This is a genomic window from Streptosporangium minutum (assembly GCF_002149035.1).
GTDB lineage: Bacteria > Actinomycetota > Actinomycetes > Streptosporangiales > Streptosporangiaceae > Streptosporangium > Streptosporangium minutum.
In genome coordinates, this window is record NZ_NGFP01000014.1 from 1 (window position 1) to 21957 (window position 21957).

Sequence of the window (21957 nt, forward strand, 5' to 3'; positions counted from 1 at the left end):
GCCGTACGGTGGGCATCTTCATCCACCCGCCCCGCCTCGTACGGCGGGCGCCCCGTCACGGGCTCCGCGCCGCCCGGCTCTCCCCTGTTGGAGTCAGTCATGCGTGCCCTCCGCCGTCTCCTCGGCCGCCGTCACCGCCTCATCGCCACCGCCGTCGCCGCCCTGGCGATGGCGTGCGCCCTCATCGGGCTGAAGCCGGACACCGCGTCGGTGACCGTTCTCGCCGCGGCCAGGGACCTTCCGAGCGGGGCACTGGAGGCCGCCGACCTGAAGACGGTGGCCCTGCGGCCCGACACCGTCCCCGACGGCGCCGTGAAGCCCGGTACGGCGATCGCGGGGAGAGTCCTGGCCGGTCCCATGCGACGCGGAGAACCCCTGACGGACGCCCGCATCCTCGGCCCGAGCCTGCTGGCCGCCCACGGCCCGGGGACGGTCGCCACCCCTGTCCGCGTCGCCGACCCCGAGACCGCGCGCCTGCTGTCCCCCGGCGACGTCGTGGACGTCCTGGCCGCGTCCTCCACCTGGGAGGGTGCGGCTCCGGCCAGGACCGTGGCCGAAGACGTCACGGTCCTCACCACCCCGGAGGGCGAGGCGGACCGGGGGGCGCTCATCGTGCTGGCCACCACCTCGGACCAGGCCATCGAACTGGCCTCGGCCCAGGCCGGCGGCCGTCTGTCGATCACGATCAACCCGCACGGAAGGTAAGCGCTTCATTCCTCAGGGCGATAAGATCCCAGTCGCGTCGGACGCGTCGGCCCGCAGCGCCGTGAGGGCTGCTAGAGCAGAGAGCCCAGCTCCGGGTCATACTCCCAGTGCCAGGGCTCGAACGGGCTGACATAGGCCCACTTCGGGTGGAACCAGCCGAACTTCTTGCCGTTGGCCTCCAGCCAGTTGAACTGGGGCGACCGGAAACGCTCCACGCCCCCGCACAGGTCGACGGCGAGTCCCAGACCGTGGTTGCTACGGCCCGGAATGGCGGCGAAGCCGGGGCGCCGGTAGTAGACCGACTGCTGCTCGGCCAGGTTCCGGTAGCTGTCGGTCAGGCACATGGGCCTGCCGAACTGCCTCTTGTAGGCCTCGTTGAGGCTGATGAACGCCAGCGCCGCGTCCCCGCGCAGCTCGTTGCCCCGCTGCTGGAGCGGGCACAGATACGCCTTGGGGATCAGCCCGTTGGCGAACTCGTTCGCCGACAACGCCTTGGTCGGAGCGCAGCCCGCCGCGGGCTGTCCGCCCTTGTCGACCTTCACGCCCAGTTTCACCAGAGCCTGGGTCAGCGATTTCACGATCTTGTCCGAACGGGCCCTGAGCGTCTCGATCTCGGCGCCCATCTGCGCCTCCGACAGCAGGTTGCTCGCCCGCAGCTCCTGCGCCTCGGTGGCCAGTCGCTCGCGCTCGGCCTGCAGGCGCCCGCCCTCCTGAAGGATATGATCCCGCTCGGCCACGAGCTGGGAGACATCTGCCATGGCCCGCAAGGCCGACGCGTTGGACGTGCCGGACAGGAAGGGGGCCACGTCGCTGCCCGCGGACTGCTGATAGAGCTGCCCGACGATGTCCGACAGCGGCTGCCGTACCTGGGCGAAGGCCTTCTCCGCGGCCTGCAGCTCGCGCAGCTTGGCGGTGAGCTCCTTCTGCGACGCCTGGATCTTGGCCCGCCGCTGCTCCAGGGCCTTCGTCGCGCCTTCCAGGTCCTTGGACGCCTTCTCCGCCTCACGACGCAGCTCGGTGAGGTTCACGGGCTCACGAGGCAGCCCGCTGGAACTCGCGGACTCACGCCCCGCCCCGGCCAGGCTCGCGGACCCGATGGGCGCCCCGGCCGGATTCGCGGACTCGTGACGCGACCCGGCGAGACGCACGGACCCATTACGCAGGGCAGCAGGAGTCACGGACTCACTACGTAGCGTGGCAAGGCTCGCGGACTCATCGCGCAGCACGGGAAGACTCGCGGACCCATTACCCAGCTCCGCAGGGCTCGCGGACTCACGGGTGGCGACGGGCTGGACCTCCGCCGACGCCCGCTGCGTGGCAGCGGCCCCCGGCAAAAGGGAAGTCATGGTCGCGACAACGGCGATCAGACCCGCTGATCGACGAGGTGGCACGTTCGACCCCTCCGTTTGCGAACTCGTGACCTGGGTCAGGCACGCACGCTACTACAGCTCGCTGAGTGTCCGGGCCAGACTCCCCGCAGCCGATATGCGTCGAACACCCCATTTTGTGATCCCCGCCCTCATGCCTCTCGCCGGGCTTGCTCCTTACAGACCTCCCACAGCCAGGTCTCCCGCCACTCCCCCGGGCAACCGAACCCGGTCTCCGTCCGCGGCGCCGGCTGCGGCGACGCCCGCCTCACCGGAGGCGGCTCGGATCGCCGGGGCACCACCTTCACCACAACCTCGGGGACGTCCACGGGAGCGACATCGGCCGCCGAACGGCGCACATCCGCCATGGCCGGAGGCGCCCAGCCCCCATACGTCCGCTCGGAGCCGGAAGGACGCCCGGAGCCCGGAGAACGCTCGGAGCCGGGAGGCAAGGAGGGAGGAGGCAGCAACCTCGGCTCGAATACCGCGTCCCGGGCAGGCGCCATCGCCGCGGGCGCTCCAGTCCCCCTGCCCTCCAGAGATCCCAGCCCGGCGACAACCCCCCGGAGGCCCCCGTCATACCCGGTAAGCTCAGCCACGAGGAGACCGCCCGCCAGAAGCGCGGGCGCCAGCATCGCCCCGCACAGCACCAACGGCCGCAGCGCGCGATGCCCTCGGATCCGCTTCCGTCGCCGTTCGATCACGGAGCGTGAGACTAGCCACGCCAAACCCGTGATCCTCAGCCGCTTGCCACCCTTTTACCGCAGCTCAGCGAAGCGATAACCCGCCCGCCAGCCATCACCCACCCTCCGACCGCACACGCACTCGCCATTTTCGCTACTCTTACATGTAGCCCCTGCCTCCGTAGCTCAGGGGATAGAGCACCGCTCTCCTAAAGCGGGTGTCGCATGTTCGAATCATGCCGGGGGCACTCTCTTGACCTCGTGGTTTGCCGTCCGACCTGGGAGTTCTTCCCTGAAGCGGCATGCGCCTCTGTGCAGCCGTAGGCCACCTTGAGCGGCCCTGAGTCGTCGTTCACGGAATATGCGCGGGATGATCTTTGGAGCGTTTCGCCAGGCCAAGGCCCCATCCACGGCCCCCTTCGCCCTCACCTCGTGATGCAGAAACTCGGCGCCCATCACCTTCTGCGCCAGAACGGCTTTCCGAGCAGCGGCTGACCGAAGGACCTACCGGACGTCACCTGAAGGCCTCAATCTTGTTCCCCTTCCTTGATTAACCTTCTAGATTCCTTATCTTGAAAACATGACCACTTCCAAGCTCCCCAGGCTCATCCCCACCGGCACGTGCTGGTGTGGCTGTGGCGAAGAGACCGGCATCGGTTCTTTCTTCGCCCGCGGGCACGACAAGATCGCCGAGGCTGCACTTTTGGCCGCTGAGTACGGCGGCTCCGTGCCGCAACTACTGCACAAGCATGGCTACGGGCCAGGCCGACCCGTGACCAATGAGGCTGTCCAGAGCGGCGCCTGGTCCAGGTGCGGATACGGGGGCTGCAACTACGCCGGAACACCAGAGAGCCTCCGCAATCACCAGGGGAAAACCGGCCACCGATAATCCAAGTAGCCCATAGTCAGAAACACGAGAGGCCCCGGGTTCGCCGGGGCCTCTGCTGCAGCGCTGTCTGTCAGTCTTCGAGAGCTTTGGTGATCTGACCGTTGGCGCGATCTCGCTGTCCTTCGAGGCACTTCGCGTAGACGCGGAGAAGCACGTCCACCCCGTGGCCGGCACGCTGGGCTACCTCGGTCGGCGGGACACCCGCGTTGAGCCACAGAGAGACCGCCGCGTGCCTCAGGTCGTACGGCCGGGCCGCCAACGGGGAGACGACCTGTTCGGGAGTGAGGGCGAGCCGTCGAGCCCCCTGCCAGACGGCGGAGTACGCCGACGAGGAGAACGGGCGGCCCTTGCTCGTGCGGAAGATCCTGCCGTCCTTCGCCGCGCCGTAGGTCTCGATGTGCTCGCGAAGGGTCGCGACGAGGACCGGAGGGATGGGGATCTCCCGGGTGTCATCTGCGGCCCGGTGCTTGAGGCCGCGCTCGTCGTGGGTCTCCCCCGAGTTCGTCCACCGCTTGTTCGCCTGCGGACGGGCCTTCTCAAGCGTGATCAAGCCCCACCCCTCAGCGGGAAGGTCACAGTTCTGGCGGCGTAGCCCCGAAGCCTCCTCAGGACGAAGTGCCGCATAGTACATGCAGGCGAACATGGCCACCATGCGGGGACCACGCGTCCGACCCACCTGTCTCACAGCATCGAGCAGCGCTCGTACTTGGACCGGGTTGACCACCGTCCGAGGGTCGACGGTCCCAGCTGCTTTCGGCGGCTTTCACTTGACCGCGTGCAGCGGGTTGGCGGGCAGCTGCTTGAGCTCAACTGCGGATTCCATCATGTGGTGGAGCACCGCCCGCTTGCGCCGTACCGTGTTGGCCGCCGCCGGCTCCCCATCGAAGCGAAGGGCGATCGCGTCGAGAGCCGAACGGATGACGACCGGTTCCAGTAGATCGGTGAGCGGCAGGGACGCCGCTTCCAACCAGCCAAACACCGCCTTGTACTCCGGCCGCAGTTCCCCGCGCCTCTTATCCGGGAGGAAGGCGTAGTCACGCAGCACCGCGCGGAGTTCTTCGTCATCCGGCCTGCCGGGGAGATCCTTGGTCAGCGCGGGGATCAAGGACAGCAGGGCATACGTCATCGTCTCGCGGGTCCGAGCAGCCGAGTGCACCCAGCGAGCCGCCATGTACGACCGGGCAAAACCAAAGAAGGTCGGCCCAGTATCAGCGACAGGCTTGGCCATCGACGAGGGAAGACCGGTAGCCAGGTCGAAGGCTTCCCCTTTCCTGGTCGCCTGCCGTAGGTCAGAGACGAAATTCTCGGCGAGCGCCTTTGTCCGGAAAGTCTTGGACCGCTCCTTGGCGCAGACCTTCCAGCGGACGACATACGAAGGCGTTTTGCTGGAGGCGTTTCGACGGATGTCCCAGATCCGCACGTCATACGAGGTGTTCACGCCGCCTCCCGGAGGGTGTCCAGCCAGGCCGCGAAGTCGCTCCGCCAGACGCGGATCTCTCCGTTGGGCAGCTTGATGCACTTGGGCGCGTGGCCGAGTTCGCGCCAGCGGTAAAACGTCCGGCGCGAGAGCCCGCCCAGTTCGTCGAGCACCTGGGGAACGGTCAGCAGCTCGTCACGCCGACTCATCGGCATCACCTCCGAAGTCCGGAGGTGATGCAATAGGAATTCTGGTAAGAGCGCTTACCAGAAGCGCGTCACCGACTGAGAAACCCTTGCCCGCGTACTCCCAGTTGGCGATCACGAGGACGGTGTCCTCGGCGAAGAGGGGCAGCCGGCCGATGGTGATCTCTTCGGTGCGGGCGAAGTCGCGACGCTCGTCGCGGATAGAGCCCATGGTCGTGGAGTAGTGCCGGGAGCGGGTGGAGAAGTGGCCGCGGAAGCCGAGCATGTGGGCCCACTGGGAGAGGCGAAGGTCGGCCAGCTCGTCGAGTTCTCCCAGGCGCAGGCATTCGGCGATGAGGCGGCGGGGGTGGTCGCGGAGGTTGAAGGCTTGTAGGTCGTCGAGGGGGTTGATGCGCCGGTCCAGGGTGCCGACGCATTCGGCGGCCTTGGTGGCGTACTTGGCGATGTAGCCAGCCACGGCCTGGTCGGACAGCTCGCCGTCCATGGTGATCTCGCGGATGTCGAGCTGTGGTCCCCAGCGCAGGACGCGGGCGGGGTCGTCACCGGCGGCGGGGACGGTAGCGGTTACCGCTTTGACGGCGTGCTGTACGGCGTGCGTCAGCATCTCGGCCGTGGCCCATGCCGGGGGCGGCGAGGTGGGACCGTCGGGGCCGTCGAGGCGGATGACGGCGTGGAAGTGCACAACGCCGCGCTTTTGGTATTCGGCGACCTTGGCGAAGGAGATCGTCAGGTGCTGGCGGATCTCCCGCAGGGTCAAGCCCACGGTTTTGGCGACGCGGCGCCGGAGGGCGTCGGTGACGTACTTCCACAGCTGGGGAGCGAGCGCATTGAACAGCACGCTGCCGGTGTAGTCATAGCAGTCCGGGCACAGCGGCTCCCCGAGACAGGACTCGTCGGCGCCGTGCCGGGCGGTGCAGGACATGACCCGTCCGTGCGGGCAGGTCTCGGCATCGCGGCGGGCGTGGCACGGCAGGGTCTTGCCGTTCTTCTCCCGCCAGGTGTGGACGGCTCCGAAGGACGGCGCGGTGAGGGTGACGAACAGGCAGGGGTGGGCGGTGACCGAGGCGGGGACGCCCTTGCCACCGACCAGGCCCGCGCGGATGAGCTGGTAGGTGTCGGCGCGGTAGACCTCGGCACAGGCCGGGCAGCGCGACGCCCGTCGGGTCTTGCACGGTAGGCGAAGCACGCCGTCGGGTTCGGCGGTGGTGGTGTAGCTGTGCAGGAGCCGGCCGGTGGCGCGGTCGACGTGCAGGACGCGGCCCCGCATGTGGATCGGTTGGCGGCAGCCGCCGGTGGCGCGGAGCTGGGCGGCCCACCGGGAGTAGTGGGGATCGTTGAGGCGGGTGATCATGCCGGCGATCGCGTGCGGATTGGGGCGGGTTGTGGGCAAGATGGTCTCCTCCTTTCACTCGTACGGGTGAGGGGGGATGGCCCCCGACCTGGCAGGCGTCTTGGCGGATGTACGGCCAGGCCGGGGGCGCCGACGTCTCAGCAGAAGCCGAGGCCGTCGCAGTGTTCGCAGGTGTCGCCGTAGCTGCCGACTCCGGTGCCGCCGCAGTGGCAGCACCGCCACCGCTTGGGCGAGATCGTGACCGAGGTCACCTGCTCATCGGGCGGGTCAGAAACCATGGGGTGGTTCGCCGGCGGCGCCGTCCCGGGCTGCGGCGAGGATCGCCGTCACCTCGAAGTGGATCGGCCCGAAGCATCGGGCGGCGGTGTAGAGCCCGTGTGGCAACAGCCGGGGGTCGACCTTCGTGCCGAACAGCGCGGCGATCCGGTCGACCTCGGCGCGCAGGCCGGTGTCGGTGCTCTGCTCGGGGTAGTAGGTGATGATCGTCGGGTCGGTCGGGACGGGGACAGCGGGAGTGGTCTCCATGAAGGCGGCCAGATCCCGAAGGCCGTGGATGAAGGCGGTACGGCGCTCGGTGTCGGTGGACATGGGTGGTTCTCCTTTCACAGGGCGTCCGACGCGATGCGCAGGTGGCGCAGCAGGTCGGAGGCCAGTTGGTGGGACACGCCCAGACGGGCGCGCAGGGTGTCGCGGCTGATCGGCCTGCCCTGCGCGGTCTGGTATTCCTCGGCCACACGTCGGGCGTAGTCGAGGAGCTCTGAGGACGGCCCGTCCTGTTCAACGGGGACAGGCGTGGGAACCGGTTCGGCGGCGACCTCCGGGACGGAGGGCGGTGCTGGGGACGGCTTGGGGCGGGGAGCCGAGGCGCGGCGTTCCAGCATGGAGACCGCGACGAGGAAGGCGCCGGCCGGGGTCGCGGCGGTGATCCACCCCCACGGGGACGGATCAGCTTGGTTGAGGTTGGCGGCCAGGGACAGGACGATCCCGGCGACCAGGACGAGGGTCGGCCAGGAGATCCGGCCGTCCCGGAGGCGTCCGGTCTGCTTGTCACGCTGACGCTCGCGGGCGGCCATGACACAGGTCAGGTCGACGCATACGGCGACCGCCCAGGCCATCCAGCCGGACTGGCCGTGCTCGGTGGCGGTGTCGCGGATGTGGGTGAACGATCCGGCACCCGCGATAGCGGCCAGAACCAGGATCGGCCCAGAGTCGAGCAGCCTGCGGGCAAGGCGTCGCATCGTGTCCCCCTTTCAGCAGCTCAGGCGTTGAGCAGTTCGGTCAGGTCGGATTCGGTGACCTCGCAGGCGTGCACGCCTGCGGTGATCTCGGTCCAGGGCGGGGTGAGGTCGGCGTACATCCGGGCGGCGTGTTCCGCGGCCTGCTCGGAGACGTGGAAGGAGCGGGCCCGATACCACTGGCCGTCCTGAGAGGTGACGATCGCGACGCCGGGCGTCTCGGCGGCGATCGCGCGGGCGGAGACCAGGGCGGCCGGGTCGAGGTCGCCAAGGGTCATGGTCGCGGTCTCGGGATCGTTGACCCGATGGCAGATCCGCCCCGAACACTGGGCACGCAGCGCGGTGACCCCGGGTCCGAGGTCGGAGCCGATCCGCTGGCCGCAGCAGAACAGATAGATCCCGAACGCCCGCCCGAGCTGGGCCACCCGCAGGAGAGCGGTGGAGGTTTTAGCGATCTCGTCTTTCTCGGACTTGTCAGCCATCAGGTAGAGCTCGGCCAGCTCGTCGACCAGGACCACGACGGGAACCGGCTGCACCGCCGGGGGAAGCTGCCAGAGGTTGCGGGCGCCCGCCGTACGGCACAGGCTCATTCGATCGAGCATGAGCGCCACCAGGCCGTCGAGCAGGTCGACCGATTCAGCGCGGGTGGTGGCCAGCGCCGACAGGCGGCAGCCGTACGGGGTGAACTCCACCCCGCCCTTGAGGTCGAAGCCGACCAGCGCGACTGGTTGCGGAGCCAGCCCGACGAGCAGGGCGTTGGCGAGGTTGGACTTGCCGGACTGTGTGGCCCCGGCGTTGAGCCAGTGCGGGACGATTCGAAAGTCGATCACCCAGGGTTTGCCTGTCTCCAGACGGCCTACGGTGACCTTGAGCAGCTCGTCGGACGGCGGCAGCCTGTCGACCCGGACGAGTGGATCTCGGATGGTGGCGGCCAGGACGACCCGTCCGGGACGTGGGGACGAGACCCGGACGGCGTGCACGCTCCAGGAGTGCGCGAGGCGTTCAGCGGCTTGGCTGTAGTCGTCGGGGATCTGCCCCTCCAGCAGGTGGAGGGTGACGCGCCAGCCGTGCCGGGTCGGCAGGGGCAGCCACATCCAGGGTGTGGTGTCGACGGCGACCCGGCGGAAGCGTCGTCGTACCTTCACGGTGCCGGTGGAGATCAGCGCGCCGGGGGTGAGGGTGAAGGCCCAGCGCGCCCGTTTCTTGGTCAGGCCGCAGCCGAGGGCGACTTTGCGCCAGGAGGCTCGGACGCTGAGCGCGGTGAGCGGGTAGCCGGCCACCGGCCAGAAGGAGCGGTGATGGAAGCGCTGCCAGGTCCAGAGCACGACCAGCGTGCAGGCCAGGGTGAGAAGCAGCAGCCGCAGGGACTCAGGCATCCCCGCCTCCTCCTGGCTTTCCGGAGACGGGGACGATCGAGGCCGCCTTGTAGCTGATGCCCCAGCGGGAGGTGCCGTTCTGCGGGATCTCCCAGACGTAGCCGACCATGCCGGTCGGTACGACGTCCTGACCGGGCGCTATCGGTGGTTCTCCGGAGGTTCCGACCTTCACCAGTTCGATCCGGCCGAACTCGTCCTCGGCGAGCAGGACGGACTCGTAGACCTTGTTGCCGTCCTTGTCGGTCTTGATCTTGCCGGTGTCCTGGTCGACGACGCGGGGACGGGCGGCTTTGACGCAGGTGAAGCGGAGCCGGTGGGTGTCGACGGGGATCGGGATGGTGCGCATGAGTAGACCTCCTTGTTCGTCTCGGTCAACATAGTCAACCTAGTTAGCCTGGTTGTCAACGTTCTCGTAGTTGGCTTGGTCGCGTCTTTGTGCTGAACTAGGGAGCACGCGCGACGGAAGATGGGGCGGATGGTCAAGAACACCGGGCGGCCCGGCTACCTGCAGATCGCCGATGACCTGCGCGAGCAGATCCGGCGCGGTTCCCTCGCCCCTGGTGACCCGCTGCCCTCCACGACCCAGCTCGCGACGACGTATGACGCCTCGCTGAGCGTGGTGAAGCTGGCTGTTGGGGTCCTACGGGCCGAAGGGCTGGTCATCGGCCAGCAAGGCAAGGGCGTCTATGTCCGTGAGAACGCCGCCCCGGCCCCGCCAGCCTCCGATGAGCTCACCGAGATCCGCGCCACGCTGCAGGATCTGTCTGCGCGATTGGAACGGGTGGAATCCAGGCTCGCCGAGCGCGAGTAGCGCGCTCATCCCCGTACGTGGCAGCCGGTGACCCGCCGGGCCAGACCCGCCGCCCTGCTCGGCGGGATGTCGCCCAGGCGCATCCGCCGGTCCTCCTGGCGCATCCCGACCAGGACGAGCACGTAGCCGACGGCTACGGTCACACTGAGCACGAGGCCGATGATCAACGGGATCGCGGTCACGTCCAGATCACCCCCGCCTCGACGATGCCGCGCGGACGGTTGGCCGGACGCCGGGTCTGCCCGCTCCTCTTGCCGACCGTCCTGCGCTTGGCCGCCTGACGCCTCACCCACCGGTCCCGGGCCTGGCACTTGAGGCAGCGGAATCGCCCCCGCTCCAGGGCCGCGCCGCACTCGCAGATGGGGGTCTCGTCGATCGGCTTGATGTAATTGATCACTGTCGACTCTCCTCTCGGTCGCTGCCGGTGGTGCCTTGCGATACCGAGAGTGCGACAAAGAGTCAGGACGTGATCACTACAGGATGGGACATGTTCAGGACGTCCGGTCTACGATTGCCAGGTCCCCGGACGTCCCCTCTACGGGCAGGTGAGATGGCGAACGAGCGGCTACGGGTAGCCCTTCTCGAACACGGCACCACCGTCGACGCGCTGGCTGAAGCCGTCCGGGTCGATGCCAAGACCGTGGAGCGGTGGATCACCCAAGGTCGCATACCGTACCGAAAGCACAGATTCGCGGTCGCCAAACTCCTCGGCGTGGAAGAGGCCTACCTGTGGCCGGACGCGCTGACCCCCAAACAGGCCGCCGCCGTCTCCGGCAGCGAACTCGTCACCGTCTACCCGCACCGCTGGGCCGTACCCAAGGACACCTGGGGACGTCTGTTCTCTGCAGCCCAGGAGGAGATCGGCGTACTGGTCTACAGCGGCATCTTCATCGCCCAGGACACCGGCATCATGCGCACCTTCGCCGAGAAGGCCAAGGCCGGTGTGCGGGTCCGTATCCTGCTCGGCAACCCGGACGCGCTCGAAGTCGCCCAGCGCGGCGCGGACGAAGGCGTCGGCGACGGCATGGCCGCGCAGACCCGGATGGCCCTGATGCTCTACCGGCCGCTACAGCAGGTCGAGGGCATCGAGATCCGGTTGCACCACACCATCCTGTACAACTCCATCTACCGCGGAGACGACCAACTTCTCGTCAACACCCACATCTACGGCAAGTTCGCCGCCGACGCCCCGGTCATGCACCTGCGCAAGATAGTGGGCGGGGACATGGTCTCGACCTACACCGACAGCTTCGAAGCCGTCTGGGCCGGCGCCACCCCCGTAGAGTCCTGAGTCATGGCCCGCCGCATCGACTTCTACGACGACCCTGAGGCGCCCGCGCCCAACAGTCTCGTCCCCTCGGTGAACGTCGTGGTCACCAACGACGCCGGGGACATCCTCATGATCTGCCGCACGGACAACGGCAACTGGGCCGTTCCAGGTGGAGCCATCGACCTCGGCGAGTCCCTGCCGCAGGCGGCCATCCGGGAGACGCTGGAGGAGACCGGCATCACGTGTGAAATCACCGGCCTGGTCGGCACCTACACCGACCCCCGTCATGTGATCCTCTACACCTCAAACGGCGAGGCCCGCCAGGAGTTCTCCATCGTGCTCACCGGCCGAGCCATCGACGGAGAGCCGACGCCGAGCGACGAGTCCCGCGAAGTGCGATGGGTGCCCCGTGATGAGGTCGACTCGTTGCTGATGGACCGCTCGATGCGACTGCGGATCGGGCATTTCCTGGCCGAGGCCGCCGGGCCGCACATCGGCTAGCTAGGCCGGCGTCAGTTCCGCCATCTGCGACCAGCCCTCGCCAGGCACCTCCACGTTGATGATCTCCGGCGTCTTCGCGATCACCTCGGGCATCCACGCCATGGCGGTCTTGAAGTGCTCGGAGCCCACGTGAGCCTCGCCCGCCGCAGATGAGGCGAACGCCTCAAGCAGGACGAACTGGTTGGGCGTCTCGACACTCCTGGACCACTCGAAGAAGACGTTACCCGGCTCCTGCCGAGTGGCCCGGGTGAAGTCGTCAACGAGCGAGAGCCATTCCTCGCTCCGCTCGGGACGGACAGTGAACTTGACGGCAATGAAGATCATGAGTTGGTTTCTTTCGCTGTGCTGAAGGGTGCGTACTCTCCGCGTACGGGTGCCGCGCGGGACAGGCACGCGGCGCCATGACCACGATAAGCGAGAGCCCAGCTGGCCAGCCGTCAGGGCGTCCTGGGCCCGGCCTGCCGTCAGCGGCCGTCCCAGCCATCTGACAGAGCGCCGTCAGCCAGCGCGGCCTGCACCGCCCGCACGGCCGAGGTGATGCACGGAGTCGCGTTGGCGATCGACCGGCTGACCAGATGTTCGGGGCCGTAGCGGGAGTGGATCTCCGCGAGCCGTACGTCGACGTCCAGAGGGATCCCGTCCGGGCTGGTGGTCATATCGCAGTAGGTCAGCGCCTCCACCAACTCGGGCCGTTCCTGGTCGAACTCGGCGTTGAGTGCCTCCAGCAGGCCGCGCTCGGTCGCCTCATAGATTGCACACGAGTGATGCGCGACCAGCCGGACGAGTTTGTCGTCGGCCTGGTGGACGTCGCGTAGGTAGCGGGCGCCATCAAGCGGGTGGAAGCCGGTGTCGACCAGCTCGGGCGCATACCCGATGTCGTGCAGCCAGGCCGCGGCGGTCAGCAGGTCGGACTCCTCCCCGAGGATCGGCGCCAGCGATTCGGCGCGTGCGGCCACCCCTTGCGTGTGCGCCCACCGGCGCGGCAGTGGCTCGGCAAGGAGGTGGCGGGCCAGGTCACGCGCCCACTCAGCTTGTCCCATGCGGTTCACCATAGATGCCGGTCCCTGAAGTGAATCCAGAGTTGCGGACGAGACGTCTCAAGACGTCTCAGTCTGGCGCGAATCGAACAAATCGGCCCTTGCCGTGCGCTACCACGATCAGCCCCTCGTGTCTCAGCTCGTCGAGAGCTTGGCGGACCGTGTTACGCGAGGCTCCGTGGTGTCTGCGCAAGGCCATCTCGCTCGGCAGCCTGGCGCCGGCTACGAGGGCCCCGGTACGGATCTGCTCCCGCAGGTCATTCGCGATCACCTGATACCGGTAGGCCGGACCCGTCTCCTGGTCGGGGTCGTTGACCACGCGCCCCCTGCCGGGCAGCGCGGTGATCAGCCCCTCGCCCTCCAATAGCGCTAGGCCGCGCCGGACGGTACTGCGGGCTACGCGGAAGCGCTCGGCCAGGACTGGTTCTGAGGGCAGGGTGCTTCCTCGGGGATACTCGCCAGCGGTGATCTGGGCGCGGATGCGGTCGGCGAGCTGGCGGTAGACCAGCCCGCCGGTCAGCCATCGACTCGTGGCGGCTCTCATCGGATCAGCCGCGGTACGCGTCTGCGATCTTGCCCACGTTGACGCTGAGTACTCCCTGTTCGCCCTCGCGCCAGCCTTCGCGCGCGGCAGCGGCGATCCGCTCGGCGGCCTTCAGCAGATGCAGGGACGAGGTCCGCTCGTCGTGCTGATCACCCCAGTAGAACCAGTGGAACGCCATCTGCACGTACACGCGCCGGGTCCGGAAGTGACGGTCGACGACCTCCAGGCAGGGCTGCCCGCCGCCGTCCACGATCAGGACCGTGGTGGTCTCATGCGGCCGGAGTTCGATCTCCAGAGCGGTGAGAAGGTCTTGCTGGTAGGCGCGCTGTCGCTCCCGTGCAGTCGTCATGCGGTGAACTCCCGTCGGCGTGGAGGGCAAGGTCCGGATGCTGGACCCCGTGCCGACGAGCTTCGTCCGCGCGGTCTTTTCCTAACACCACAACTAGGGGACGTCTAGGGACGTTTTATGTTAGCGTCGCAGGCAGTGCCCCTGCCACGGAAGGCGCCCCCATGAACGAGAACCTTCGCCACGCCCTCATCCGAGCACGGATACAACCCCTCGACGTCGCCACCCATCTGGCCGTCGACCCCAAAACCGTGAGCCGCTGGCTGGGCGGTCGGGTCCCGCACCCCCGCCATCGCCTGGCCGTCGCCGACCTCCTCCACGTTGACGAGGACGACCTGTGGCCCGAAGCGATGCGCCAGCGCCGAGGTCTCTCCACCGAGATCAAAGCCGTCTATCCGCACCGCTGGGCCGTGCCGGCGGACACCTGGCGCACGTTCTTCGAGTCCGCGAACAAGGAGATCGGCATCCTCGTCTACAGCGGGCTGTTCCTCGCCGAGGACGCCGGGCTACTGCGCATCTTGGCCGAGCGAGCGCAGACCGGGGTGAGGGTGCGCATCCTGCTCGGCGATCCCGACAGCCCGCATGTGGCAGCCCGCGGAGTCGAAGAAGGCATCGGCGGCGACGTCATGGCCGCCCGAGTCCGCAACGCCCTCACCCTCTACCGACCGCTCCGAGGGGTTAAGGGAGTCGAGATCCGTTTGCACCGCACAGTGCTCTACAACTCCATCTACCGCGCGGACGACGAACTGCTGGTCAACCTCCACGCCTACGGCACCCGAGCACCCGAGGCCCCCGTCATCTACCTGACACACAGCCAAGCCGACAGCTCAGCGACGACCTACCTCGACAGCTTCGAACGCGTCTGGATGGGTGCCGAAGCCCCAGTTCAGAAGGCTTGACGAGTACGACCAGCAAGATCGAAAGAAACTTATATACTCGTCTTCAAGGGCAGCCCGCCTGCGGCGGCCTGCCGCGCGTCGGGCGGTCGCTGGCCGCGCTGCGGCTCTTCGGCCGGTCGCGACCAGCGCCGCCCACGCGCCTGACCTCACAGTGGGGACCTAGACTGGACCAGTCGAAGGTCATCACGGGCATCGATAGCGGCGGGAGCTTTACAGCCACTGGCGCGAGCTAGGAAGACGTTTCGCCCCGCAAGTCCCGGCCGGGCGTTGAGCGCAGGAAGAGGAACTGGCTTCGCATGAAGCCTTGGTACGCACTGCGCCTGAAGGTCTTGAGCGATCGTGGATGGCTGAGGCGGGACGATCTGTCGACGCCGTTCGAACTGTGACCCCCTATCGGCAGATGAAAACTGACCCCTGTCGTGTACTTGATTGTTACTGGTCGTTGCTGGGATTGGCCGCTGGCACGCGGCCGAGGTCACGGTTTTTGAGGCGGTAGCTGTCTCCCTTGAGGCTGATGACTTCGGCATGATGGACCAGGCGGTCGATCATCGCGGCGGCGACGACATCGTCGCCGAACACCTCTCCCCAGCGTCCGAAGGGTTTGTTGCTGGTGACGATCAGGCTGGCCCGCTCATAACGGCTGGAGACCAGCTGGAAGAACAAATTGGCCGCCTCGGGTTCGAAAGGGATGTAGCCGACCTCGTCCACGATCAGCACCGGGATCCGAGACAGCTTGATCAGCTCGGCCTGCAGCGTGCCGGCGGCATGAGCCTCGGCCAGCCGGGCCACCCATTGAGCGGCGGTGGCGAACGCGACCCGATGACCGGCCTGACAGGCCCGGATCCCCAAGCCGATGGACAGATGCGTCTTGCCGGTCCCGGGCGGGCCGAGGAAGACCACGTTGTCCTTGGCCATGACGAAGTCCAGCGTGCCCAGATGCGCGATGACCTCGCGTTTAAGGGAACGCTGGTGGTCGTAATCGAAGTCTTCCAACGCTTTGCGGGCCGGGAAGCGAGCGAACCGGATCCGGGCCTCACCACCGTGTGAGTCCCGGGCGGCGACCTCACGCTGCAGGCAAGCGGCCAGGAACTCCTCATGCGTCCATGACTCGGTCCTGGCCCGCTCGGCCAGCCGATCAATGGATGCCGCCAAAGACGGAGCTTTGAGCACCCGGGTCAGATAGGCCAGTTCGGCCGCGAGGTTGCGCCCGCTGGTCGCGGTGGTGTTCGCGGTGGTGTTCGTGGTGGTTGCGGCCATCACGCCACTCCCTCGATGCCGAGCAGCGCGTCGTAGTCACTCAGCCGGCGCTGCTCGACCTCAACCTCGGCTTTGGCCGGGGCAGTGGCGGTGCGCAGGCAGGTGCGGCGCATCGCGGCGGCCACCTGCGCGTGCAGCGCATCGGTGATGGTCTGGTGCGGCGCCCAGCACCGCCGGTGGCGGGCCACCACCTGCCCGCCGCAGGTCACCGTGACCTCCTCCAAATCGGCGATCACCTCCACCAGGCGGCCGATCACCGAGGGGTGGACCGAGTAGTCACACGAGGCGATGCGCACGTAGTGGTCGCGTGCCAGCCGGGTCGAGGTGCGCCAGCCGAGGAGTGGAGCGATGGGCGGCAACGCCACCATCGCCGCCAGATCGGCACGCAGCCGATCGAGCGGGCGGCACTGGATGCGCCGGTGATGGCGCTCGTTGGCCATGGGGAGCCAGTCGGCCAGCTGGGTGTTGAAGTCCTGCGGGCAGGAAAAGGTGCGGCCGGGCAGAAAGGAGGTCTCCAGATAGCCGTTGGCCCGCTCGACCAGACCCTTGGCCTCGGGATCGCCCGGCCGGCACTGCGTGATGCCCACTCCCAGTGCTCCGCGAAAGGCGTTGGCGTCCGCGGTGAGCTGCGCCTTGCCGCCCCGCCGCTGGCCGATCGCGGACTCGTTGTCCCACACCAGCGTCTTGGGCACCGCGCCGAGGTCCGACAGCAGCGACCAGTGCCCGGCGAACAGATCCCCCGCGGTGCGCGAGGGCAGCATCCACCGCGAGTATCCGCTGACCATGACCAGCACCGGCGGACTCGCCAGATGCCCGGCCCCCACCGGAACCTTCACCGGCGGGAACCACAGATCACATTGAGCCAGTTCGCCGGCTTGATAGGTAGTCCGCGACGCCGGGTCGACGGGCTTGAACTGCGGCCGCAGAACACGGATGCGGTCCTTGAGAACCGTGATCGACCGCTCCCAACCGATCCGCTCGGCGATCACCGTCGCGGGCATGGTGGGGAACTTTGCCAGCAGCGCCCGGATCTGCGGCTCGGCCGCGTCCACGATCGATCCCTTGCTCGGCCGCTGGTACTTCGGCGGCGCGTCGGCTGCCAGCGCCCGTTTGACGGTGTTCTTCGAGATGCCCAGATGCCGAGCGATCGCCTTGATCGGCATCGCCTCGGCTCGATACAACCGGCGGATCTCCGCCCAGTCCTCCACCTTGATCACCCTCCAGAGTGCCTGAAGGGGGTCACTATTCGGCCGTCGTCAGGGGGTCACCGTTCGCGCGTCGTTGACACGATCGCCGACTTCGGTACTCGCCGTACGTGGCCGGGGCAATCGGCTAATAAGGGATCCTGGGTAGGCAGCCCTTTCAAGGATTGTCACCTCTCGGCCCGGCGGGTGCATGGCCTGCGATCGGATCGCCGCTGAGGTCGGCATGGCCCCGGTCACCCGCGCCAGCGGCAAAGTCCACGCTGCCGGCTTCGGCACAGCGCCAACCGGGCCGCCTGCAAGGCCATGACCCACTTCGCCGACAACAGCCGGCACGCCAATCCCTGGGCCGAACAGGCCTACCAGCGAGCCCGAGACCGCGGCAAACGCCACCCGAACGCGGTGCGTATCCTCGGCCGAGGATGGCTACGCGTCATCCACGCCTGCTGGCGCACCGGCACCCCCTACGACCCCGCCGTCCACCACGCCAACACCGCACAGCATCCGCTGATTAGTCCTGCCGCGGCGCTTCCGGTCCTCGCTTCGCTGCGGTCCGGGTCACCTTGCCACCGGACACCCCACGTCCTCACGCACCGAGAACGTTTCATACTGCAGCCGTGACCAGCAACAACGCCGCAATTCCCGGCAAGGGGTCGACTCAGGGAACTGCAGCGGCGCTCCTACGTCGGGCCTTGCCATCGAGTGACGTGGCGGCTGGCCTCCGCGTGCGGAACAGGCGGGGTCTGGGTGCGAGGCTATACAAGAGATCGGGCTCGTCGTGCGCTCCAGACGGTTAGTGCGACATGGTGGCTCGTCAGGTGCGTACTGATGCGCGGACATAGTCGGGCAGAGCTGTCCACCAACAGCGGTTGCGTCCACGGAGCTGGTGTATGAGTTTCCCCAGCTAGATGATTGAGTCCAAGGGGTCTGGCCACATTTAGTGGTCATAGGCGATCAGGGATCGTTTGATCGGCTGGCCGGTCTTGTCGTTGTGCCAGATCGCGGCGGTTAGCGCGAGGACCCGGATCAGCACGCGAATGACGACGCCCGCTGGGGTGCGTGCACGATGTCGTTCCAGGTCGAGCTGTCCTTTAGGGGTTTGGTTGATCGATTCGATGGTCTGCCGTAACGGTTTGAACAGTGCTGCTCCGGCCCGTTCGGGCTCGCCCTTGCGGGCCGGCCGCAGCAGCCGCACCTCACGCTCGGTGAGAGCCCGTTCGAAGTCACGGCCGTAGTAGTTCTTGTCAGCGATGATCGTCTGACCTGGGTGGGCGGCCATCAACTCCGGAGCGGCGTCCAGCATCCCCAGCAACGTCTCGCACTCGTCGGCCTTGGCGCCGGTGAGCGCGAACGCCACCGGCAGCCCGCCCAGCGTGCACAACAGGTGCAGCCGCAACCCCCAGAAATAGCGGGAATGACTGGCGCAGTAGCCATAGGCCGCCCATCCGGCCAGGTCGCTGCGCTTGACCGTCTCGCGGGAGCGGCCGCACTCCACCGGGGTGGAATCGGCCACCCACACATCATCGCTCCACAACGAGGTGTCGGCGCCGAGCATCCTGATCACGCGGGTGACCAGGGCGGATGCCTTACGCAGCCGCTTGCCGTATCCGGACTGGCCCGGCAGGTAGGGAAACATGCCGGTCAGTTCAGCCTGGGCATAGCGCAGCCAGCGCCGCTCGGAGGTGAACCCGAGCAGGGCCGACATCACCGCGAGGGTGACCAGTTCGGCATCGCTCAGCTTCGGGGCCAGGCCGACCCTCGGCCGCCACGGGCCTAGATCCGGCGAAGCCTTCAGCAGATCGTCCACATGCACGTAGAGTGCGGTTGCGAGGGTGTCTATCTCGGTCGTCACAAACTGAGCGTGGACACCCTCGTGCTATCTCCGCGGCCATGTCTCTGTGCCGCTATCCCTTGGACTCAATCGTCTAGTCCGGGCCGCCGTAGATGGCCGTCGGGCCGGTTTGAAAAGGCCCATATCCGACTCTGAGCTGCGTCGCCTGTTTGCCGTATATCTACCCATGGTCCAGGTCGGAATGCCCGCCTCTACTGAGCAATACAACACCGGCTTGACTCAATAGGCTGCGGTACCAGTTGCTTCTCAAGTGGCTCTACTCACTCGAACCGTCATTACCACGAGTGGGCAGGATGGATGGGACGCGCTGGACCATGTGGTCTCCGCCGATGAAGGCACCGACCACGCGCCTCGGCCCATTCCCGTCGAACTTTGGCCAGAATTGCTTGACTTCATCACTCCACGAGATGCCCTAGACATCTGTTTCGCTGCCTATGATCGCCAGCACACCGACCACGCAATTACGGCATTTCGTAAGGCAATCACTTCTACGCAACCTGATCAAGCATCCATGGCGGCATGCGGTCTAGGCATCCTGCTCCAAGAACAGGGCGACACAGACGGCGCCCGCGCCGCCTACCAGCACGCCATCGACTCCGGCCACCCCGACCACGGTCCCACGGCAGCGTACAACCTGGGCCTCCTGCTCCAAGAACAGGGCGACGCAGACGGCGCCCGCGCCGCCTACCAGCACGCCATCGACTCCGGCCACCCCGACCACGGTCCCACGGCAGCGTACAACCTGGGCATCCTGCTCATGAAATGGGACGACACAGACGGCGCACAGGCCGCCTTCCAGCACGTCATCGACTCCAGCCAGCCCGACCACGCACCCAAAGCAGCGGTCCATCTGGGCCTCCTGCTCATGGAACAGGGCGACACAGACGGCGTACGCACCTCCTACCAGCGCGCCATCGACTCCAGCCAGCCCGAAGAAAGCCCCCTTGCGGCGGTCCACCTAGGTCTCCTGCTCTCGCAGCTAAACGACACAGACGGCGCACGCACCGCCTTCCAACTCGCTATCGACTCCGGCCACCCCGACCACGCACCCAAAGCAGCAGTCCACCTGGGCCTCCTGCTGGACGAGCAAGGCGACCCAGCTGGCGCACAGGCCGCATACCAGCACGCCATCGACTCCGGCCAACCCGACCACGCACCCGCAGCAGCATTCAGCCTGGGCGTCCTGCTCATGGAACAGGGCGACCCAGCTGGCGCACAGGCCGCCTTTCAGCACGCCATCGACTCCGATCGACCCGAAGAAAGCCCCATTGCGGCGTTCAGCCTGGGCGTCCTGCTTATGGAACAGGGCGACGCAGACAGCGCACTCGCCGCCTTCCAGCACGCCATCGACTCCGGCCACCCGGATTACGCCCCCGCGGCGGCATACCACCTGAATCTCCTGCTCCAAGAGCAGGAGAACATGGACGATACTCGGGAGACTTGCCCTCAAGTAGTGGCGACCGTTGACCCGAACTCGATGGAGGGTTTGGAAGGGGACATTGCATCGGGCCCTGCTTAGATGCGGCGCTACTGCTCCGATCTAAGGCCACCCGCGCCCGCTGCTGACGCCGTTCCTTCGCGTACATGCCGGCACGAGCCTCGTCGTGCTGGCCCTCGGCGACGTTGGAGGCAGCGAGCTGCTTGTACGGCTGCGGGTGAAAGTCCTCGCCGGGCAGCCAGCGCACGCTCACGGGCGAAACACCGTGGCTCCAGCACCGTGTATGTCAGCCCGCTGACGCGCAGGCTCTTACTCGCGATCAAACGCCTGAGGCGACACTCCGTCGAGGACCGCGGGCCGCCAACAAAGCACGAGTATGTCAGTCATGTGATCGTCAGTCATGTGATCGTCCGATTGTTACAGTAGCCATCCCGATCCTCGTGTAACCCAAGCCCCCAGAGAGGAGCCCCTAGTGACGGAACGTGTCCTGAAGTGGATAGGCATAATCCTCGTTGCAGCCACCGCTGTCAGCATGGCTATCTACTTCTACCAAATCGAACTGGATGAAGCCGACAAAACGGCCAGTGTGGTTGGGGTGTTCGTTGGTCTGGCTGGACTGGCTCTAGCGATCTATGGAACTGTCACGGAGCGCAATAAGCGAATCAATGCCGCACAACTGTCCGAGTCTACGCCCGCCAGCGAACCAGAGAAGACCCAGTTCGGCAGTATAAATAACAACATAATGGGGGGCTCATTTTTCGGCCCTGTCATTCAAGGTCGCGATATAGAAGTCTCGAACCATAAAGCCTCACAACAAGCACCACCATCATCATCGAACCCGCCACAAACGGACGAAACCCAAGATAGCGATAAAACATAACTCACCGCGGGCACATCGCTCGCATCCTCCGATTAGTCGCATGAACGTTAAACGGCCACAAGGTACAGCGGGACAGGAAATACCCACAATCCTAACGAAGTAGACATTCCACCGAAGCAGAGCAATCGGAGTACGCAATGGAAGCCGCCAACGGCACAACCGGTACTTTCGACGAAAACAGCACAAATAACCAGATCCGTGGCGGAATATATTTCGACACCGTAATCCAAGGAAGAGATATATCCGTCCACCTCCCTCTTCGGACAACTCCAGCACTGGAGGGCCTTCCTCGCCATTCTGAGACATTTGTAGGGAGGACACTTGAACTCGACGCTCTGCTGGGGTCAATTGCTCCAGATCACGGCATAGGCGTTTCGCTCGTTACAGGAATGCCTGGGATAGGAAAGACTGAGCTCGTTTTGCAAGCAGCGCAGCGCGCGATAAAGGATAAGGGCTGGTTCCGCGGGGGTGTCCTGTTCATAGATCTATTCGGCTACGACAACCACAGACGTCTATCCCCAGAACGCGCTCTAGCGGCATTCCTTGAAGCACTAGGCGTATCTGGAGAGCATATACCTGCGGACACCCAAGACCGAGCACGGTTGTATCGTTCCGCTCTTTCCGCTTTATCTGACCAGGGCAGGGATGTCCTAATCATCGCCGATAACGCTTCTAGTATTGAGCAGGTCCT

Annotated in this window: 26 protein-coding genes and 1 tRNA gene; 8 read left to right on the forward strand and 19 right to left on the reverse strand. The window is 66.5% G+C overall.

All coding sequences use genetic code 11. The annotated features are described in order from the left end of the window. Positions 1–99 precede the first annotated feature (99 nt). Entirely contained in the window at positions 100–705 is a 606-nt protein-coding gene (locus CA984_RS05080) for an RcpC/CpaB family pilus assembly protein (RefSeq protein WP_242675740.1), read from the forward strand. 71 nt (positions 706–776) lie between these two features. Here CA984_RS05080 and CA984_RS05085 read toward each other — a convergent pair whose 3' ends face one another. Next, positions 777–1733, reverse strand: coding sequence for a D-alanyl-D-alanine carboxypeptidase family protein (locus CA984_RS05085; protein ID WP_242675741.1), 957 nt, complete (start codon positions 1731–1733; stop codon positions 777–779). A gap of 1197 nt (positions 1734–2930) precedes the next feature. Between CA984_RS05085 and CA984_RS05090 the strand changes: the two genes are divergently transcribed. Continuing rightward, a tRNA-Arg gene (locus tag CA984_RS05090) sits at positions 2931–3003 on the forward strand. Between the two features lie 711 nt (positions 3004–3714). Here the strand turns inward: CA984_RS05090 and CA984_RS47690 are convergent. From CA984_RS47690 to CA984_RS05130, 9 genes are all read right to left on the reverse strand, one after another. Then, a complete protein-coding gene (locus CA984_RS47690) occupies positions 3715–4368 on the reverse strand; it encodes a tyrosine-type recombinase/integrase (protein ID WP_278248984.1) in 654 nt (217 codons plus the stop codon). Positions 4369–4407: 39 nt separating this feature from the next. Then, on the reverse strand, positions 4408–5082 hold the full coding sequence (locus CA984_RS47695; protein ID WP_242675743.1) for a hypothetical protein: 675 nt from the start codon (positions 5080–5082) through the stop codon (positions 4408–4410). Continuing rightward, positions 5079–5270 (reverse strand): helix-turn-helix transcriptional regulator, encoded by a 192-nt coding sequence (locus CA984_RS05105; RefSeq protein WP_086568687.1) that lies wholly within the window; start codon positions 5268–5270, stop codon positions 5079–5081. Before CA984_RS05105 ends, CA984_RS47695 begins: the two co-directional genes overlap by 4 nt. After that, on the reverse strand, positions 5257–6657 hold the full coding sequence (locus tag CA984_RS05110; protein WP_086568689.1) for a replication initiator: 1401 nt from the start codon (positions 6655–6657) through the stop codon (positions 5257–5259). The genes CA984_RS05105 and CA984_RS05110 overlap by 14 nt, the downstream gene beginning before the upstream one ends. A gap of 98 nt (positions 6658–6755) precedes the next feature. Next, a complete protein-coding gene (locus tag CA984_RS45895) occupies positions 6756–6896 on the reverse strand; it encodes a hypothetical protein (RefSeq protein ID WP_165781108.1) in 141 nt (46 codons plus the stop codon). Further along, positions 6886–7206, reverse strand: a complete 321-nt coding sequence (locus CA984_RS05115; protein ID WP_086568692.1) for a hypothetical protein — start codon at positions 7204–7206, stop codon at positions 6886–6888. Before CA984_RS05115 ends, CA984_RS45895 begins: the two co-directional genes overlap by 11 nt. A gap of 14 nt (positions 7207–7220) precedes the next feature. Continuing rightward, positions 7221–7856: a DUF2637 domain-containing protein gene (locus CA984_RS05120; RefSeq protein ID WP_086568694.1), complete on the reverse strand. Its 636-nt coding sequence runs from the start codon at positions 7854–7856 to the stop codon at positions 7221–7223. Between the two features lie 20 nt (positions 7857–7876). Further along, entirely contained in the window at positions 7877–9229 is a 1353-nt protein-coding gene (locus CA984_RS05125; RefSeq protein ID WP_086568697.1) for an FtsK/SpoIIIE domain-containing protein, read from the reverse strand. Then, the gene (locus tag CA984_RS05130; protein ID WP_086568699.1) at positions 9222–9575 is read right to left on the reverse strand and encodes an SCO3933 family regulatory protein; all 354 of its coding nucleotides are present in this window, start codon (positions 9573–9575) and stop codon (positions 9222–9224) included. Before CA984_RS05130 ends, CA984_RS05125 begins: the two co-directional genes overlap by 8 nt. A gap of 129 nt (positions 9576–9704) precedes the next feature. Here CA984_RS05130 and CA984_RS05135 point away from each other — a divergent pair, with 129 nt between their 5' ends. Continuing rightward, a complete protein-coding gene (locus CA984_RS05135) occupies positions 9705–10040 on the forward strand; it encodes a GntR family transcriptional regulator (protein WP_086568701.1) in 336 nt (111 codons plus the stop codon). A 5-nt stretch (positions 10041–10045) separates the two neighbouring features. On the opposite strand, the gene CA984_RS45900 is transcribed toward CA984_RS05135, so the two are convergent. Together CA984_RS45900 and CA984_RS05140 are read right to left on the reverse strand one after the other, a co-directional pair. Beyond that, complete coding sequence (locus CA984_RS45900) at positions 10046–10222, reverse strand: hypothetical protein (protein ID WP_012895064.1); 177 nt, start codon at positions 10220–10222, stop codon at positions 10046–10048. Continuing rightward, positions 10219–10437 (reverse strand): hypothetical protein, encoded by a 219-nt coding sequence (locus CA984_RS05140; RefSeq protein WP_086568704.1) that lies wholly within the window; start codon positions 10435–10437, stop codon positions 10219–10221. The genes CA984_RS45900 and CA984_RS05140 overlap by 4 nt, the downstream gene beginning before the upstream one ends. A 153-nt stretch (positions 10438–10590) precedes the next feature. Between CA984_RS05140 and CA984_RS05145 the strand changes: the two genes are divergently transcribed. Together CA984_RS05145 and CA984_RS05150 are read left to right on the forward strand one after the other, a co-directional pair. Beyond that, a complete protein-coding gene (locus CA984_RS05145) occupies positions 10591–11331 on the forward strand; it encodes an XRE family transcriptional regulator (protein ID WP_086568706.1) in 741 nt (246 codons plus the stop codon). Positions 11332–11334: 3 nt separating this feature from the next. Beyond that, positions 11335–11811: an NUDIX hydrolase gene (locus tag CA984_RS05150; RefSeq protein WP_086568708.1), complete on the forward strand. Its 477-nt coding sequence runs from the start codon at positions 11335–11337 to the stop codon at positions 11809–11811. Here CA984_RS05150 and CA984_RS05155 read toward each other — a convergent pair whose 3' ends face one another. From CA984_RS05155 to CA984_RS05170, 4 genes are all read right to left on the reverse strand, one after another. Then, positions 11812–12135 carry a putative quinol monooxygenase gene (locus tag CA984_RS05155; RefSeq protein WP_086568711.1) on the reverse strand — a complete coding sequence of 108 codons (324 nt, stop codon included), beginning with the start codon at positions 12133–12135 and terminating at the stop codon, positions 11812–11814. 140 nt (positions 12136–12275) lie between these two features. Further along, entirely contained in the window at positions 12276–12851 is a 576-nt protein-coding gene (locus tag CA984_RS05160) for an HD domain-containing protein (protein ID WP_242675744.1), read from the reverse strand. A 67-nt stretch (positions 12852–12918) separates the two neighbouring features. After that, on the reverse strand, positions 12919–13392 hold the full coding sequence (locus CA984_RS05165; protein ID WP_086568716.1) for a GntR family transcriptional regulator: 474 nt from the start codon (positions 13390–13392) through the stop codon (positions 12919–12921). A gap of 4 nt (positions 13393–13396) precedes the next feature. Further along, complete coding sequence (locus CA984_RS05170) at positions 13397–13741, reverse strand: hypothetical protein (protein WP_086568721.1); 345 nt, start codon at positions 13739–13741, stop codon at positions 13397–13399. A gap of 161 nt (positions 13742–13902) precedes the next feature. On the opposite strand from CA984_RS05170, the gene CA984_RS05175 reads away from it, so the two are divergent. After that, positions 13903–14637 (forward strand): helix-turn-helix domain-containing protein, encoded by a 735-nt coding sequence (locus tag CA984_RS05175; RefSeq protein ID WP_086568724.1) that lies wholly within the window; start codon positions 13903–13905, stop codon positions 14635–14637. A 432-nt stretch (positions 14638–15069) separates the two neighbouring features. Here the strand turns inward: CA984_RS05175 and istB are convergent, their stop codons facing one another. From istB to CA984_RS05190, 3 genes are all read right to left on the reverse strand, one after another. Further along, positions 15070–15894, reverse strand: a complete 825-nt coding sequence (gene istB, locus CA984_RS05180; RefSeq protein ID WP_086568727.1) for an IS21-like element helper ATPase IstB — start codon at positions 15892–15894, stop codon at positions 15070–15072. After that, a complete protein-coding gene (gene istA, locus CA984_RS05185; RefSeq protein WP_086568729.1) occupies positions 15894–17111 on the reverse strand; it encodes an IS21 family transposase in 1218 nt (405 codons plus the stop codon). Before istA ends, istB begins: the two co-directional genes overlap by 1 nt. A 922-nt stretch (positions 17112–18033) precedes the next feature. Beyond that, positions 18034–18948, reverse strand: coding sequence for an IS982 family transposase (locus tag CA984_RS05190; RefSeq protein ID WP_086568732.1), 915 nt, complete (start codon positions 18946–18948; stop codon positions 18034–18036). A gap of 250 nt (positions 18949–19198) precedes the next feature. On the opposite strand from CA984_RS05190, the gene CA984_RS05195 reads away from it, so the two are divergent. Together CA984_RS05195 and CA984_RS45310 are read left to right on the forward strand one after the other, a co-directional pair. Then, complete coding sequence (locus tag CA984_RS05195; protein WP_108724530.1) at positions 19199–20467, forward strand: tetratricopeptide repeat protein; 1269 nt, start codon at positions 19199–19201, stop codon at positions 20465–20467. 391 nt (positions 20468–20858) lie between these two features. Beyond that, the gene (locus CA984_RS45310; protein WP_133061554.1) at positions 20859–21266 is read left to right on the forward strand and encodes a hypothetical protein; all 408 of its coding nucleotides are present in this window, start codon (positions 20859–20861) and stop codon (positions 21264–21266) included. Positions 21267–21957: the final 691 nt, after the last annotated feature.

Coding starts and splice junctions, on each gene's coding strand:
- CA984_RS05080 (WP_242675740.1), top strand. CDS start 100: ATGCGTGCCCTCCGCCGTCTCCTCGGCCGCCGTCACCGCCTCATCGCC.
- CA984_RS05105 (WP_086568687.1), bottom strand. CDS start 5,270: ATGAGTCGGCGTGACGAGCTGCTGACCGTTCCCCAGGTGCTCGACGAA.
- CA984_RS45895 (WP_165781108.1), bottom strand. CDS start 6,896: ATGGTTTCTGACCCGCCCGATGAGCAGGTGACCTCGGTCACGATCTCG.
- CA984_RS05115 (WP_086568692.1), bottom strand. CDS start 7,206: ATGTCCACCGACACCGAGCGCCGTACCGCCTTCATCCACGGCCTTCGG.
- CA984_RS05120 (WP_086568694.1), bottom strand. CDS start 7,856: ATGCGACGCCTTGCCCGCAGGCTGCTCGACTCTGGGCCGATCCTGGTT.
- CA984_RS05125 (WP_086568697.1), bottom strand. CDS start 9,229: ATGCCTGAGTCCCTGCGGCTGCTGCTTCTCACCCTGGCCTGCACGCTG.
- CA984_RS05130 (WP_086568699.1), bottom strand. CDS start 9,575: ATGCGCACCATCCCGATCCCCGTCGACACCCACCGGCTCCGCTTCACC.
- CA984_RS05135 (WP_086568701.1), top strand. CDS start 9,705: ATGGTCAAGAACACCGGGCGGCCCGGCTACCTGCAGATCGCCGATGAC.
- CA984_RS05145 (WP_086568706.1), top strand. CDS start 10,591: ATGGCGAACGAGCGGCTACGGGTAGCCCTTCTCGAACACGGCACCACC.
- CA984_RS05150 (WP_086568708.1), top strand. CDS start 11,335: ATGGCCCGCCGCATCGACTTCTACGACGACCCTGAGGCGCCCGCGCCC.
- CA984_RS05155 (WP_086568711.1), bottom strand. CDS start 12,135: ATGATCTTCATTGCCGTCAAGTTCACTGTCCGTCCCGAGCGGAGCGAG.
- CA984_RS05160 (WP_242675744.1), bottom strand. CDS start 12,851: ATGGGACAAGCTGAGTGGGCGCGTGACCTGGCCCGCCACCTCCTTGCC.
- CA984_RS05165 (WP_086568716.1), bottom strand. CDS start 13,392: ATGAGAGCCGCCACGAGTCGATGGCTGACCGGCGGGCTGGTCTACCGC.
- CA984_RS05170 (WP_086568721.1), bottom strand. CDS start 13,741: ATGACGACTGCACGGGAGCGACAGCGCGCCTACCAGCAAGACCTTCTC.
- CA984_RS05175 (WP_086568724.1), top strand. CDS start 13,903: ATGAACGAGAACCTTCGCCACGCCCTCATCCGAGCACGGATACAACCC.
- istB (WP_086568727.1), bottom strand. CDS start 15,894: ATGGCCGCAACCACCACGAACACCACCGCGAACACCACCGCGACCAGC.